The organism is Marinobacterium weihaiense, from assembly GCF_019061305.1.
Taxonomy (GTDB): domain Bacteria; phylum Pseudomonadota; class Gammaproteobacteria; order Pseudomonadales; family Balneatricaceae; genus Marinobacterium; species Marinobacterium weihaiense.
Genome location: NZ_JAHQZT010000007.1, coordinates 50,846 through 64,716, shown reverse-complemented (window position 1 = coordinate 64,716; position 13,871 = coordinate 50,846). Strand labels below are relative to the sequence as shown.

General features: G+C 57.4%; 15 protein-coding genes. 7 read left to right on the top strand and 8 right to left on the bottom strand.

Features of this window, described 5'->3' with window-relative positions:
• Nucleotides 1-282: 282 nt before the first annotated feature.
• From KTN04_RS16855 to KTN04_RS07065, 6 genes are all read right to left on the bottom strand, one after another.
• Complete coding sequence (locus tag KTN04_RS16855; RefSeq protein ID WP_254262436.1) at nucleotides 283-438, bottom strand: HNH endonuclease; 156 nt, start codon at nucleotides 436-438, stop codon at nucleotides 283-285.
• Nucleotides 439-590: 152 nt separating this feature from the next.
• Nucleotides 591-884 (bottom strand): group II intron maturase-specific domain-containing protein, encoded by a 294-nt coding sequence (locus KTN04_RS16850; RefSeq protein ID WP_328515968.1) that lies wholly within the window; start codon nucleotides 882-884, stop codon nucleotides 591-593.
• 53 nt (nucleotides 885-937) lie between these two features.
• Nucleotides 938-1,951 carry a group II intron reverse transcriptase/maturase gene (gene ltrA / locus KTN04_RS16845; protein WP_254262426.1) on the bottom strand — a complete coding sequence of 338 codons (1,014 nt, stop codon included), beginning with the start codon at nucleotides 1,949-1,951 and terminating at the stop codon, nucleotides 938-940.
• Between the two features lie 1,114 nt (nucleotides 1,952-3,065).
• Nucleotides 3,066-4,715, bottom strand: coding sequence for a chaperonin GroEL (gene groL, locus KTN04_RS07075; protein WP_217334523.1), 1,650 nt, complete (start codon nucleotides 4,713-4,715; stop codon nucleotides 3,066-3,068).
• A 67-nt stretch (nucleotides 4,716-4,782) separates the two neighbouring features.
• A complete protein-coding gene (locus KTN04_RS07070) occupies nucleotides 4,783-5,076 on the bottom strand; it encodes a co-chaperone GroES (protein WP_217334522.1) in 294 nt (97 codons plus the stop codon).
• 220 nt (nucleotides 5,077-5,296) lie between these two features.
• The gene (locus KTN04_RS07065; RefSeq protein WP_217334521.1) at nucleotides 5,297-5,776 is read right to left on the bottom strand and encodes an FxsA family protein; all 480 of its coding nucleotides are present in this window, start codon (nucleotides 5,774-5,776) and stop codon (nucleotides 5,297-5,299) included.
• A gap of 300 nt (nucleotides 5,777-6,076) precedes the next feature.
• Between KTN04_RS07065 and KTN04_RS07060 the strand changes: the two genes are divergently transcribed.
• From KTN04_RS07060 to KTN04_RS07050, 3 genes are all read left to right on the top strand, one after another.
• On the top strand, nucleotides 6,077-6,838 hold the full coding sequence (locus KTN04_RS07060) for an SDR family oxidoreductase (protein WP_217334520.1): 762 nt from the start codon (nucleotides 6,077-6,079) through the stop codon (nucleotides 6,836-6,838).
• A gap of 119 nt (nucleotides 6,839-6,957) precedes the next feature.
• Complete coding sequence (locus tag KTN04_RS07055) at nucleotides 6,958-8,304, top strand: AmpG family muropeptide MFS transporter (protein WP_217334519.1); 1,347 nt, start codon at nucleotides 6,958-6,960, stop codon at nucleotides 8,302-8,304.
• Between the two features lie 73 nt (nucleotides 8,305-8,377).
• Nucleotides 8,378-8,593: a PA4570 family protein gene (locus tag KTN04_RS07050; RefSeq protein WP_217334518.1), complete on the top strand. Its 216-nt coding sequence runs from the start codon at nucleotides 8,378-8,380 to the stop codon at nucleotides 8,591-8,593.
• A 40-nt stretch (nucleotides 8,594-8,633) separates the two neighbouring features.
• Here the strand turns inward: KTN04_RS07050 and KTN04_RS07045 are convergent, their stop codons facing one another.
• On the bottom strand, nucleotides 8,634-9,116 hold the full coding sequence (locus tag KTN04_RS07045) for a YajQ family cyclic di-GMP-binding protein (RefSeq protein WP_217334517.1): 483 nt from the start codon (nucleotides 9,114-9,116) through the stop codon (nucleotides 8,634-8,636).
• A gap of 77 nt (nucleotides 9,117-9,193) precedes the next feature.
• Between KTN04_RS07045 and KTN04_RS07040 the strand changes: the two genes are divergently transcribed.
• Genes KTN04_RS07040 through KTN04_RS07030 form a run of 3 tightly spaced genes read left to right on the top strand, consistent with a single transcriptional unit; the run spans nucleotide 9,194 to nucleotide 11,501 of the window.
• The gene (locus KTN04_RS07040) at nucleotides 9,194-10,096 is read left to right on the top strand and encodes a ketopantoate reductase family protein (RefSeq protein ID WP_217334516.1); all 903 of its coding nucleotides are present in this window, start codon (nucleotides 9,194-9,196) and stop codon (nucleotides 10,094-10,096) included.
• A 5-nt stretch (nucleotides 10,097-10,101) separates the two neighbouring features.
• A complete protein-coding gene (ppk2, locus tag KTN04_RS07035) occupies nucleotides 10,102-10,932 on the top strand; it encodes a polyphosphate kinase 2 (protein ID WP_217334515.1) in 831 nt (276 codons plus the stop codon).
• Nucleotides 10,929-11,501 (top strand): cob(I)yrinic acid a,c-diamide adenosyltransferase, encoded by a 573-nt coding sequence (locus KTN04_RS07030; RefSeq protein WP_217334514.1) that lies wholly within the window; start codon nucleotides 10,929-10,931, stop codon nucleotides 11,499-11,501. The genes ppk2 and KTN04_RS07030 overlap by 4 nt, the downstream gene beginning before the upstream one ends.
• On the opposite strand, the gene KTN04_RS07025 is transcribed toward KTN04_RS07030, so the two are convergent.
• Nucleotides 11,498-13,030 carry an HDOD domain-containing protein gene (locus tag KTN04_RS07025; RefSeq protein ID WP_217334513.1) on the bottom strand — a complete coding sequence of 511 codons (1,533 nt, stop codon included), beginning with the start codon at nucleotides 13,028-13,030 and terminating at the stop codon, nucleotides 11,498-11,500. The two genes, KTN04_RS07030 and KTN04_RS07025, sit on opposite strands and share 4 nt — an antisense overlap.
• A gap of 273 nt (nucleotides 13,031-13,303) precedes the next feature.
• Here KTN04_RS07025 and KTN04_RS07020 point away from each other — a divergent pair, with 273 nt between their 5' ends.
• Nucleotides 13,304-13,864: a YhcB family protein gene (locus tag KTN04_RS07020; RefSeq protein WP_217334512.1), complete on the top strand. Its 561-nt coding sequence runs from the start codon at nucleotides 13,304-13,306 to the stop codon at nucleotides 13,862-13,864.
• Nucleotides 13,865-13,871: the final 7 nt, after the last annotated feature.

Here is a 13,871-nt window from a genome sequence, read left to right as displayed (position 1 = left end):
AATGCCTCAAAATTTGATCTGGGCGCCCAGATTCAAAGAAACCTGGAATTTATATACCGCCTTAGCCAAAGCGGTTGTATCAGGGTGAACTAGCATCCCCTTCAACGCCGGACAACCTTTCCAGAGGATCTCCCCCTACCGGCAGGCCCCGCCTGCGGATAGTTCCCACACCCGTGGGAGGTTGACCATCCAGTCCAGAAGCCCTTTAGCCGCTTTCCCAAGCGACATTTCAGGGCTGGATAGGCCCCGAAAACCAAGAACTGTCTAAGCAAACCAGCTAGATTAACTAGCTGGCCCGTCACTCAATGCATGTATCTTACGATGGCAGTTCGGATGCAACAACACCAAGTTTTCCAGCTTGTCACTCCCGCCCTTGTGCCGTTCAATAATGTGGTGGATGTTCCACCCGGTCTCGAACGTGATGTACTGCTTGCACATCGGGCAGCGTTTTTGCTGTCGATTCCAAAGCGTGCAGGTCTTCCGTTTACCCTGTTCCGAATTTCTCCACACATACTCCAAGCGTTGCTCGTAGTAGGTTTCAAACTCCGGCAGGTACGGGTTCGCTTCCGCCTTTATCTTGGTATGCCGCTTTATCGGCGTGTCAGCTGCATACAACAGCTGGCGAGTTTTCCGCTGGGATACTGCTCCGCGAACACCCAATTGCGTTTTTCAACGCGCTTGAAATATTTCGCCTTGATCCAGCGTTTACGACGGTTTTGATGCCGACGCTTACACCACTGCCACAACAGCTTCCAGATACGATAATCCACGTAGTTAAAGATTTCCTTGGCCACGATATGCCTGTGATAGTTGGCCCAGCCCCGAATCATCGGATTGAGCATATCTATCAACAACCAGGCCGGGGCCGTTTTGTTATCCTTCACCACTTGCCGTATCTTGGCCAAAAACTGCTTCAGGTTCTTGTGAGCAAGCTTGATTAACAGCTGCCCCCATATTGCCTGATATTCTGACCCAGAAAGTCGAACCCTTCCGACACATGCGTAATCAGCGTCTTCTCCGCTGACAAGGTTAACCCGCGCTCCGCCATGAAGGCTTCAACAATAGGTTTTACCTCATCTTCCAGTAACTCTTTCGAGATGCCGGTGATAACGAAGTCATCCGCATAACGCACGTAGTTGACCTTTGTCTTGTAGCTGGCTTTGGTGTTTTTCTTCCCGAATCGGGTTTCTAACTCCTGTTCCAGGCCATCAAGCGCAATATTGGCCAACACCGGCGAGATGATACCTCCTTGCGGAGTCCCCGCCTCAGTTGGGAACAACTGGCCGGATTCCATGTACCCTGCCTTTAGCCATTTTTTGACGATCACTCGGTCCAGCGGGACATGAGCAACCAGCCAGTCATGACTGATGTTGTCGAAACACCCTTTGATATCGCCTTCCAGCACCCATTGAGCCGAACTCTTGCGACTGAGGTTGATGAACAACTGCTCAATTGCATCGGCTGTAGAGCGCAGGGGACGAAAGCCATAGGAATTTCGGTCTGCCGTGGTCTCCGACACCGGCTCAAGCGCTAGCAGGTAAAGTGCCTGCATGGCTCGATCCAGCATCGTCGGAATCCCCAAAGGGCGACGAGCGCCATTTGACTTCGGGATATATACACGGCGCAGTGGTCTGGGCTTGTAGCCCTTTCGCACCAACCGAAATACAGCATTCCATTTGGCATCAGGGGTGTCCCATGTTTTGCCATCGACACCGGGAGTTTTACGCCCCCGGTTTTCCGTCACTCGCTTCACAGCCAAAGCCTTGGCCGAAAACGAGCGAACCAGCATGCGCTGCAGGCTTTTCACCTTACGCCACTGCTGATTTCTGGCCGCCTTCGCGATGCGCACCTGTAGTCCTCTCAGCCTGATATGACAGGTTTCCCAGTCAATACCGTGCCAGCTGGCGGGGTGGAAAGACGCAGGTACGTCAATCGTAGTTGATGTACTCATCTTGCAGTCCTCCTAGGTTTGAGCACCCCTGAATGACTGAAGACGCAGTAACCCCTTGCGGGGACTCTGCATCCCCACAAGGGTGTCGATGAGTGAAGCTCAGGCCGAAGCCGGCTTCGATAGAAAACTTTACAGGCCGTTACGCGAGTAAAGACCAGCTGGAAGTCAGCACTGTTTCCAGTCAGGGCAAAGTTCGAACCCCTATTCCGGCCATTACAGCCAGACATTCGCTTTTTCCAGCCTCCTTTACCCGCACACCCAAGGGTTCGCCTTGCGGCTTACTTGCCCAGAGGGCAGGTGTACGGGCTTACCGAGTTCCGTAACGATGACACAAGAGGGTTAGGTTCTGCCTATCTACCGGTAGCTTTATTGTCAGCGTAATCCCAGATGTGAAAGGATTAACCAGCTACGCACCATTTTGGTTAAAGCCTGTCAGTGACTTTGGCTCCTTGCGGTTGACGGTATTTATCAGCAGTTCACATACGTTAACCATACCTCCCAGCCTAGTACCTCACCCGCATTGTCACTCGCAGGATCCATGCACGTACCCTCACAGGTCGCACACACCATAAAAAGGGGTTACATTGTCAGGAAGCTTCGCACCACTCCATTACTAGAGTCGCACTATCCCTAGGCTACAGCTGGCTGAACAGCAGGTTCTCTACGCATCAGCTAAATGCGCCGAACAATCATCGTTACAGCTTGCATCGCTGCGAGGTTAGATCAGTGGCTGAAGTAAGCCGTAGTGATCGTAAGTGTGCTACGCACTATCCGTGCAGAAGCGGAGTGTTCACGACATCCGGGCGGATGTGTTACCACGAGGTGATATGACCAGTGGGCCATAAGGTGAAGGCATGCAGAGAACCGAGACAAGCCCGGTTCTCCTTTCGCATGCGTTGTTGGTTCATTCGCAGATGAACCGAGTCTGTGGTCTCAGGCGCTTAGCTGAACGCCATCATCGACCGGGGGTCACATGGGTGGACTGACCGCCGCAGCGGCTCCTCTCATTCACAGTCCGGGTGAGAGGATGGGGCAGGTGCTCAACACACCTAAACCCCGGGCAACGTATTGATTTATAAGGAATCAATACGCCTCGCGAGCGACTCTCGTCGCATCACATCATGCCGCCCATGCCACCCATGCCGCCCATGCCGCCCATGTCAGGCATGCCAGCGCCGGCGTTGTCTTCCGGGTGGTCAGCAATCATAGCTTCGGTAGTAATCATCAGACCGGCGATGGATGCCGCTGCCTGCAGTGCAGAACGGGTCACCTTGGCCGGGTCGATGATGCCCATTTCCATCATGTCGCCGTACTCTTCGGTACCGGCGTTGAAGCCGAAGGCACCTTCACCAGCACGGACCTTGTCCACTACCACGGAGCCTTCGCCACCGGCATTGCCCACGATCTGACGCAGCGGCGCTTCCATGGCACGCAGGGCCAGCTGGATACCGATGGTCTGGTCATGGTTGTCGCCTTCCAGGCCTTCGACCTTGCTCAGCGCACGGATCAGTGCAACACCACCGCCCGGTACCACGCCTTCTTCAACCGCCGCACGGGTCGCGTGCAGGGCATCGTCAACGCGGGCCTTCTTCTCTTTCATTTCCACTTCGGTCGCGGCACCCACCTTGATGACTGCAACACCGCCGGCCAGCTTGGCAACGCGCTCCTGCAGCTTTTCACGGTCGTAGTCGGACGTGGTTTCTTCGATCTGGGCACGGATCTGCTGTACGCGCGCATCGATCTCAGCGGCAGAACCGGCACCGTTGACCACCACGGTATTTTCTTTGGTGATGTTGACACGCTTGGCAGTACCCAGCTGCTCCAGCGTCACGGTTTCCAGGCTCAGACCGATCTCTTCGGAGATGACCTGGCCACCGCTGATCACGGCGATATCCTGCAGCATGGCCTTGCGACGATCACCGAAGCCCGGCGCCTTAACGGCACATACCTTGACGATGCCGCGCATGGTGTTGACCACCAGCGTCGCCAGCGCTTCGCCTTCGACGTCTTCCGCGATGATCAGCAGCGGACGAGAGGCCTTGGCAACCTGCTCCAGGGTCGGCAGCAGTTCGCGGATATTGGAGATTTTCTTGTCAACCAACAGGATGAACGGGTCTTCCAGCTCACAGGTCATGGTGTCCTGCTCGTTGACGAAGTACGGAGACAGGTAGCCGCGGTCAAACTGCATGCCTTCAACCACATCCAGCTCGTTGTCGAAACCGGAGCCTTCTTCAACAGTGATGACACCGTCCTTGCCAACCTTTTCCATTGCTTCGGCAATGATGCGGCCGACTTCAGCATCAGAGTTGGCGGAGATAGTACCCACCTGTGCGATCGCCTTGGAGTCTTCGCACGGAACAGACATGCTGGCCAGCTGTTCAACAACGGCAATCGCGGCCTTGTCGATACCGCGCTTGAGGTCCATCGGGTTCATGCCGGCAGCAACGGATTTCAGGCCTTCGTTGACGATCGCCTGCGCCAGAACGGTTGCAGTGGTCGTACCGTCACCGGCTACGTCGTTGGCCTTGGAAGCCACTTCCTTGACCATCTGCGCGCCCATATTTTCGAACTTGTCTTTCAGTTCGATTTCCTTGGCAACGGACACGCCATCCTTGGTCACGGTCGGAGCACCGAAGGACTTGTCCAATACCACGTTGCGGCCCTTGGGACCCAGAGTGGTTTTAACCGCATCAGCCAGAATGTTTACGCCCTGCAGCATGCGCTGACGGGCATCATCACCGAAACGTACGTCTTTAGCAGCCATTGTTTGCTAGTCCTGTATCTGTATCGAATTGAATATTTGATGATTTAAGCGACGCGAAGCTGATTGCTCAGTCTTCCAGCACGCCGTAGATCTCACTTTCCTGCATGATCAGCAGCTCGTCGCCGTCAACCTTGACGGTGTTGGAGCCGGCATACTGGCCGAAGAGGACCTTGTCACCCACTTTTACGGAAGGCGCCTGAACATCACCGTTGTTCAGTGTGCGGCCCGGGCCGACTGCCACGACTTCACCACGATTGGGCTTTTCGGCTGCAGAACCCGGCAGGACAATACCGCCAGCCGTTTTGGTTTCTTCTTCGCTGCGGCGAACTACAACACGGTCGTGAAGTGGACGAATTTTCATCTGGTTGTTCTCCTGGTATCGAGGATCCAATGCGATGTTGTTGTTGAAGGTGGCCATCCGTCAGGACAGCCCAAACCTGTTTGCAACCTAGATGGGGGAGGCGCGATGGCATTTCAAGACCTGCATGCAACTTTTTTTGCATGAGACGCTGACCTGCGCTCACCTTGACTGCCACATTTAAATGGGGACAGTGAACCGGCTTTCAAGCCTGACTTGAGGATCAATCGCGGCGCGTATATTCACCATCGATCACATCCCCTTCCCGTGGCGGATGATGCGGCGCAGCATGAGGCGGCATATCGGCACCCTGCGACTGGAAACCGGCATGCCCCGCCTGACCGGCGGCAACAACTGTAAAGCGGCTGAGCAGCGGCTTGATCAGTGCCTTGCGGATACCGGGCACCAGGCAGCTAAAGCCCAGCACGTCGGTAACGAAGCCGGGGGTCACCAGCAGTGCGCCCCCCACGGCCAACAAGATGCCTTCGACCATTTCCTGACCCGGCATTTCACCCTGCTGCATGCGCTGTTGGGCACGTGCCAGCGTGGATAGTCCCTGATGACGCAGCATGTTGACGCCAATGAAGGCGGATAACAGCACCAGACCGACCGTGTACCAGGCACCGATCGCTTGTCCAACCTGAATCAATACAGTGATTTCGATGATCGGAATGATGATGAACAGCAAAAAAAGAAAGCGCATTGAAGCCTCTTGCTATGAACTTGGCTGAGATGTGTCTTTGGATTGTTTCATTTTTGTTCGGTTCAACCAAGCAAGCTCCCTGCCTGTTAGCCTCACAAATAATAGGTAAAAACCCTTACTTAACAGATATTTGGCACCCGTACACGCCTTTTTAGCAATGAACAAATTTCAGGACAATTTCAGAAATTTATGACTATTTCATGTCAAATATAGACTTTTTGGACGATGACAACTAGATTGTTGCAGTGCAATATGTGCAGTGCACAATACAGCAAGCATCCCCAAAAAGAGGTGATACCCATGGAGCTCAAAGACAAAGTAATCGTAGTAACAGGCGGTGGTCGCGGCTTGGGCCGTGCCATGGCACTGGAGCTGGCCGGCAAGGGTGCCAAGTTGGCACTGGTCGATCTGAACCCGGCGGATCTGGATGAGGCCGCTGGCCTGTGCATGGAGAAAGGTGTTGAAGTGCGTACCTACACTGCCAATGTTGCCGACGAACAGCAGGTCGAGCAGCTGTTTACGGATATCGCCCGGGACTTCAGTGCCATCAATGGCCTGGTCAACAATGCCGGTATTACCCGCGATGGCCTGTTCATCAAGGCCAAGGACGGTCAGGTTGTCGGCAAGATGACAATGGAACAGTGGAATCAGGTCATCGATGTCAACCTGACCGGCACCTTCCTGTGCGGACGCGAAGCCGCCATCAAGATGATCGAGACCGGCTCCGAAGGTTGTATCATCAACATCTCATCCGTATCCCGCTCCGGCAACATGGGCCAGACTAATTACACCGCCACCAAGGCCGGCGTACAGGCCATGGCGGTGACCTGGTCCAAGGAACTGGCGCGTTACGGCATTCGCGCAGCGTCCATCGCACCGGGGTATATCGGCACCGAGATGGTCATGAGCATGAAACCGGAAGCGCTGGACAAGATCGCTTCGGGTATCCCGGCCAAGCGCCTGGGCAAGCCGGAAGAGATTGCCAGCACGGTCACTTTCATTCTCGAAAACGACTACGTCAACGGCCGCTGCATCGAGGTGGATGGCGCCCTGCGCATCTGACCTCACCGCCCCGGGGTCCGGCCGACTACACCAGCCGACGGACCCCTCGCCTCCCTGTTCAGCATTCGCTCGGTGCGCTCTGATATACTGCGCCACCTTTCACCTGCAGGGGCCTGATCATGCCGAACGCCTGGAAAGACACCTTCGAGCGCTACCGCGACATCCGCTTGCTGTGGATTTTCCTGATGGGCTGCGCCAGCGGCTTTCCCTTTCTGCTGACCGGCAGCATTCTCAGTGGCTGGCTGACCGATGCCGGCATCGAGCGTGCCGAGGTTGGCCTGCTGGGCAGCGTGGCGACGGTATACGCTGTCAACTTCCTATGGGCACCACTGGTCGACCGCGTGCACCTGCCGCTGCTGGGCACTCTGGGCCAGCGCCGCAGCTGGATTCTGGCGACCCAGTTGATGATGCTGGTATTCACCCTGCTGCTGGCCACGGTCAACCCGGCGTCTTCGCTGTTACTGGCCGGCCTATTCGCCTTCGGCATCGCCGCCAGTTCCGCAACCCAGGATATCGCCGTGGATGCCTTTCGCATCGACCAGTTCGCCCCGCATGAAAAAGCATCACTGCCACCGGCTGCAGCCGTGGCGATCATGGGCTGGTGGACCGGCTATTCCTGGCCGGGTTATCTGGCTTTTGCCAGTGCCGACCGACTGGGCTGGAACAACATCTACCTGTTGATGGCCGGTGTCATTGTGCTGTTGATGACATTTACCCTGCTGGTACGCGAACCCGCCAGTGCGCGCGATCAACTGCAGGCCCGTGCCGATGAGCGCTACCGGCGCCAGTTGGATGGCCACCGCTGGGCCGGCTGGTTCGCGGCCACCGTCATCGAGCCTTTTGCCGAATTCTTCCGTAAGAACGGCCTTAAGGTAGCACTGATGCTGATGCTGTTCATTTTCCTGTTCAAGATCGGCGAGGCCTTTCTGGGTCGGATGTCGGTGGTGTTCTATAAGGAAATCGGCTTCAGCAACGAGCAGATCGGTGAGTACACCAAGCTGTTCGGCTGGTTCATTACCGTCAGCTTTACTCTGCTGGGTAGCGCTTTCAACACCCGTTTCGGTGTAGTCAAGGGCCTGATGCTGGGCGGCAGCGCCATGGCGGCCAGCAACCTGATGTTTGCCATTCTCGCCACCACCGGCCCTGTCGAATGGCTGCTGCTGCTGACGCTGGTTATCGACAACTTTACCACGGCCTTCTCCACTGTCGCCTTCGTCTCCTTCCTGACCCTGCTGACCGGCCGGGCCTTCAGTGCCACCCAGTATGCCCTGCTGGCTTCACTGGGCAACCTGAGCCGTACGACCCTGGCGGGCTTGAGCGGCTACACCGTAGACTGGCTGGGCAGCTGGGAACGCTTCTTTGTTGTCACTGCTTTGATGGTGCTGCCATCACTGCTGATGCTGTGGGTCTTGCGGGATCGCTTCAACGGGATCAGCCAGGGTACGGACCCCCTAAAAAGCAAATGATACTTATTATCATTTACAACCAGTCTTCTGAGCGCTATAGTTTTGCCATCAACCCAATGGCAGGAGCGATAACATGACGTTTCAAATCAACGCCTGGCTGGAGCGCCCCAACCCGACCCTGAGTATCAGTGATAAAAATAGCGGCATGATGCTGCTGCAGTGGCACGGCGCTCAACTGCAGCGGCTCATGAACAAGGGCGGACTGGTGGCAGCAGACTTTCACCGTAGCAGTGAAAACGAGCAACAAGCTCTGGCACGGGAGCTGTTTCTGCTCTGCTGTCAGGATTGAAACGGGAAGACGGCGCTGCCGAACGGCAGCGCCGGATAGATCAATCGCGGAAGTTATTGAACTGCAGCGGCAGCTCGATATCCGCTTCGCGCAACAAGGCGATAGCGTCCTGCAGGTCGTCACGTTTCTTGCCGGTCACGCGCACCTTGTCTCCCTGAATCTGGGTCTGCACCTTCAATTTAGCATCCTTAACCACCTTGCCGATCTTCTTGCACATCGGCTGGTCCAATCCTTGGCGCAGCACCACTTCCTGTTTCGCCTTGACGCCGCTGACGTCCGGCTCCTTCACTTCCATGCACTTGATATCGATCTTGCGACTGGTCAGCTTGGATTTCAGCATTTCCAGCATCTGCTGCAGCTGAAAGTCCACTTCCGCCTCCAGCGTGACGTTTTCGCCGCTCTGCTCAAAACCGGCCTGCACGCCTTTGAAGTCATAACGGCTCTGCAGTTCACGGTTGGCCTGATCCACGGCATTGGTTACTTCATGCATATCCAGTTCGGATACGACGTCGAATGAAGGCATAGCGGCTCTCCTGTTAATATCGGTTTCATTCCCTGCCACAACAGGGCTAAGATCACATCATTTGTATTGGAGTTTTCATGCACTGGCATATCCTGGGCGCCGGCGCCATCGGCTGTCTATGGGCCGATTTTCTGTCCCGCGCAGGGCACGGAGTCAGCCTGCTATTGCGCAACCACACGACCCTTCGGCAATGGCCCCGGGACGGCGTGCTGGACATAACCGAAGCGGGCCAGCAACGACAGGTCCACTGCCAGCTGGAAACCCCGGACACAGCAGCCACCATTCGGCACCTGCTGGTCGCAACCAAGGCCTATGATACCCTGAGTGCCGTTGAAGCCATACAGCCTCGGCTGCAACCGGGAGCCGATGTAGTCCTGCTGCAGAACGGCATGGGCCAGCAGCAGGCCGTGGTCGAACGGCTGCACGGCTGCCGCGTATGGGCTGGCACGACGACCGCCGGCGCCTGGCTGGAAACCCGTCACCGGCTGCACTGTGTCAGTCGCGGCGACACCCATATCGGGCCGTTGACGGCGCACACCCCGGAACAGCCACCGGGCTGGAACGCACTGGCCATCGCCCTGCACCCCTGTACCGACATCCAGCCACACCTGTGGCGCAAGCTGGCCATCAATTGTGCCATCAATCCACTGACCGCCCTGTTCGACTGCCCCAACGGCGACCTGCTCGCCGACACGGCGCGCCTGGAGTTGATGCAGCGTACCTGCCGGGAGGTCGAACAGGTCGCGACAGCCGCCGGCATCAGGCTCTTTGACGCTCCCCTGGCAGAGCGCGCGGCGGCCGTTGCCAGTGCCACCGGCAAAAACCTGTCGTCCATGCTGCAGGATATCCGCCACGGCCGGCGCAGTGAAATCGAACAGATCACAGGCTTTCTGTGCCGCCAGGCCCAGCTGCAGGGCATCGACGTACCAGTGAACCAGTCACTTCTACAGGCGATACGGGCCATGAGCCCCAAGGACTGAACCTCATGAGCAACACACATACACCAGGGCAGGAAGCACCCTACCCCTACACCAAGAAACTCAAGCGTGATCAGTATGAAGCAGACAAACGCCTGCTGCAGATCGAACTGCTCAAGGTACAGCGCTGGGTCCGCGAAAGCGGCCAGAAAATCCTGATCATTTTCGAAGGCCGTGATGCGGCCGGCAAGGGCGGCACCATCAAGCGCTTCATGGAGCACCTGAACCCACGCGGGGCACGCGTGGTCGCACTGGAAAAGCCCACCGAACGCGAAAAGAGCCAGTGGTACTTCCAACGGTACATCAAGCATCTGCCCTCGGCCGGTGAAATCATCCTGTTTGACCGTTCCTGGTACAATCGGGCCGGAGTCGAGCGGGTGATGGATTTTTGCACCCCTTCGGAATATCTGGAGTTCATGCGCGAGACACCTGAACTGGAGCGCATGTTCGTGCGTAGCGGTATCCGCCTGTTCAAGCTCTGGTTTGAGGTCGGTCGCGAGGAACAGTTTCGACGCTTCCAGTCACGCCGTACGGATCCGCTGAAGCACTGGAAGCTGTCACCGATGGATCTGGCCTCACTGGACAAGTGGGACGCCTATACCGAAGCCAAGGAAGCGATGTTCTTTCATACCGATACCGCCGACGCCCCCTGGGCAATCATCAAGTCGGATGACAAGAAGCGCGCCCGCCTCAACGCCATGCGCTATATCCTCAGCCAGCTGCCCTACCCGGACGCCAACGAGGAGCTGGCACTGGAGCCTGACCCATTGATTGTGCAGCCGGCACACACCGGGCTGCAGCAGCACCCGCTCGTCAAACATTCCAAGGAGACTTCATGAGCAACCGTCTGACCCGCATCTATACTCGCGGCGGTGACAAGGGCACCACGGCACTGGCCAATGGCAACCGTGTCGCCAAGACCCATCCCCGTATCGAGGCCCTGGGGGATGTGGATGAATTGAACTGCCTGCTGGGCTGCCTGGCTGCCGAGCTGGCCGCTGACGACCCTCTCGCCCCTCTGGTGCAGCGCATCCAGAACGACCTGTTCGACTTGGGCGGAGAGCTGGCGGTGGCAGACCCCGACTACCGGGTGATCACACCGGCGGTGGTCGAGTGGCTGGAAACGGAGCTGGATCGACTCAACGCCGCGCTGCCGCCATTAAAGGAGTTCATCCTGCCCGGCGGTGGTCCTGCGGCAACTCGCGCCCACCTGGCACGCAGTGTCTGCCGCCGGGCCGAGCGCCGGGCCGTATCCCTGGCGGAAGTCGATACAAAAGGCGTCAACCCTGAGGGCATTGCCTATCTGAATCGGCTTTCTGACCTGCTGTTTGTTTGCGCCCGAGTGCTAAGCCGCCGTGACGGCGGACAGGACGTGCTCTGGCAGCCACGCCAACCCGAGTCGGCTTAACGCCGGCTCTGCAGCATTTCCAGCCCCAGCCGCGCCTGTACCATAAACTGGTTGAAGACCTTGAAGTCCTGATCTTCCACCAGGGTGCCACGATCCGCATAGATCAGCCCCAATGCGCGATCATTAACGACCAGCGGCGCCATGATGAACCCCTTGGGATCCACGGTTTCCAGAAAGTGCTCCGGCAGGCGCTCGCGCCAGCCAGGTTCTTCACTGTCCGGCACCAGCAGCGTCATGCGTTTTTCCAGAATACGGAAGAACAGCAACACATCCGGCATCTGACGGTGCAACTGAAAAAACTGCTTCACGCTGCCCGTATCTTTCCCGGCTACAAAGCGGGCCTTGAGTTCCTGGCCGTTGGGGCCCAGCTGGCAAAACACCACCCGCTCCAGCGCCGAAGAGGCTTCAACGGCCGAAACGGCCGCCTGAAGGATTTCGGCCGCACTGCCCGGTGCGGCAATCAGCGTATTCATCGCCTGCAGATGGTGCAGCTGCTGCTCCATCAGGCGCGTCTGTTCGGACGGCAGCGGTTCCGCCACTTCCACTTCAACCACGGGGTCACGGTGACGCGCTTCTCGCGAATGCACGTAGTAGGCAAGCTTGCGGGTCATCTCGTCCAGTTCGGCATCATCCGAATCGGTCAGCTGTGGGCTGATGATGCGATGCGGCAGGCCATATTCATCGGCCAGGTCGCACACTTGACGAAACGCTTCACTGATGTGTTGGTCCAGCCCTTCCAGCGGCTGCCCTGTCGACTCGGCCAGCTCATTCATCAGCGTGGAATACTCCAGTTCATTCGACGTATCACGGCTATAAACACGCTCCAACAGGTCATGACAGCCCACGGCCAGGCAGTGATTAAGACGACCGCTGCCGCGCAGCTGGTCTGCTGTCAGGGGGTCCATCGCCTGCACGACCGTCTTGGGGAACCCCCAACTTTGCGCCAGGTCCTGGCCGATATCGCTAAAATGTCCGCCCAGCTGCTGCAGTTGAATGCGCGACCAGCGGTCACGGCCCCGCTCGCGCGCCGCCAGCATGTCCCGGTAGGCATCCGGCAGGGTAAACGCTACGATGATTTCACCCAGGCCATACAACAGCCCGCAGATATAGGTTTCTTCTATATCCAGCGCCCCGCTGGCTGCGGCCATCTCGCGTGCAAGAGACGCGTTGAGAAACGCCCTGATCAACAGCTGTTCCACGCCGGAGTCCGGCTGCTCGCTGCGAAAGCTTTCAATCAGCTTCAGGGTCACGCAGAGATTCTGGATACGCTCGAAACCGATCAGCACCACGGCGCGGGAAACAGCACTGATCTGACCGCCACTGCGGTTATAGGTCGGCGTGTTGGCGATTTTCAGCAGCTTGGCCGAGAGGTTGGCATCTTTCATCACGGCCATGGCCAGCGCCATGGCGTCACTTTGCCGGGAACTGCTGACCTGGCGAATGCGGTTGACCGTGGCACTGAATACCGGGAGGTCGCCCAGCCGGTCCAGACGCGCATAAATCGCGTTCAAGGTATCCTGATACTTCAATTTCAGCTTGTCCCAAACAGGATGACCGGGGCCGGGTCATCGCGAACCTTTAATTGCCGCTAGCGGGTTTTCCCGAAACGGTGTTGCTTTCAGGCGCCAGTATAACAAAGTTCGGCTCTGTTCATGGAAGAGGCATGGCCATCATGACCGCCACACGACCAACCGATAATGGACAGTGCATCCGGGGCAGCGATAATGATGGCATGCGTGGGTTTCATGGCGACTTTGCTTTAAGATGCCCAATGAACAGATTGTGTGACCGAGGACTGATACGTGGAACAAACGAATATATGGCTGGTAACGCTTGTTGCTCTGGGCATCGGCGCCCTGATCGGTTTTCTGCTGGGCCGCTCCGGCGGCAATAGCAGCAAGGAACAGGCCCTGAGTGATGAACTGGAGTGCGCCCGTGCCGAGCTGGAACAGTACAAGCGTCATGTCGGCGACCATTTCGAAACGACGGCCGAGCTGGTGAACGGCCTGACCGAACAGTACCGAAAAGTACATCAGCACCTGGCCAGCAGCGCCGAAACCCTGTGCCCTGGGCTGCCGGCATCTGCCGCACTGCAGCACGAGTTGCGTCCGGCGCTGAACGACGCCATTCCCACGGTCACTGATGCGCTGGACAACAGCGAGCAGGAAGAACTGCCCGAGCCGCCGCGTGACTATGCACCGAAAAAGGCGGATGAGGCCGGCACTCTGTCGGAGGAATACGGCTTTAAGCATGACAATCAGGACGATGAGCCCCAGCGCCCGGCCGGTGCTGGTGATGCCACCGCCTACGCGGAGCCCGACGACGAACCGGATGTAAAGCCCCAGGAAAAGGCACGGACTTGAATCCTGG

Excerpts from the sequence above, each read along its gene's own strand:
- KTN04_RS16855 (WP_254262436.1), bottom strand. The coding sequence starts at position 438 with ATGTGCAAGCAGTACATCACGTTCGAGACCGGGTGGAACATCCACCAC.
- ltrA (WP_254262426.1), bottom strand. The coding sequence starts at position 1,951 with ATGAGTACATCAACTACGATTGACGTACCTGCGTCTTTCCACCCCGCC.
- groL (WP_217334523.1), bottom strand. The coding sequence starts at position 4,715 with ATGGCTGCTAAAGACGTACGTTTCGGTGATGATGCCCGTCAGCGCATG.
- KTN04_RS07070 (WP_217334522.1), bottom strand. The coding sequence starts at position 5,076 with ATGAAAATTCGTCCACTTCACGACCGTGTTGTAGTTCGCCGCAGCGAA.
- KTN04_RS07065 (WP_217334521.1), bottom strand. The coding sequence starts at position 5,776 with ATGCGCTTTCTTTTTTTGCTGTTCATCATCATTCCGATCATCGAAATC.
- KTN04_RS07060 (WP_217334520.1), top strand. The coding sequence starts at position 6,077 with ATGGAGCTCAAAGACAAAGTAATCGTAGTAACAGGCGGTGGTCGCGGC.
- KTN04_RS07055 (WP_217334519.1), top strand. The coding sequence starts at position 6,958 with ATGCCGAACGCCTGGAAAGACACCTTCGAGCGCTACCGCGACATCCGC.
- KTN04_RS07050 (WP_217334518.1), top strand. The coding sequence starts at position 8,378 with ATGACGTTTCAAATCAACGCCTGGCTGGAGCGCCCCAACCCGACCCTG.
- KTN04_RS07045 (WP_217334517.1), bottom strand. The coding sequence starts at position 9,116 with ATGCCTTCATTCGACGTCGTATCCGAACTGGATATGCATGAAGTAACC.
- KTN04_RS07040 (WP_217334516.1), top strand. The coding sequence starts at position 9,194 with ATGCACTGGCATATCCTGGGCGCCGGCGCCATCGGCTGTCTATGGGCC.
- ppk2 (WP_217334515.1), top strand. The coding sequence starts at position 10,102 with ATGAGCAACACACATACACCAGGGCAGGAAGCACCCTACCCCTACACC.
- KTN04_RS07030 (WP_217334514.1), top strand. The coding sequence starts at position 10,929 with ATGAGCAACCGTCTGACCCGCATCTATACTCGCGGCGGTGACAAGGGC.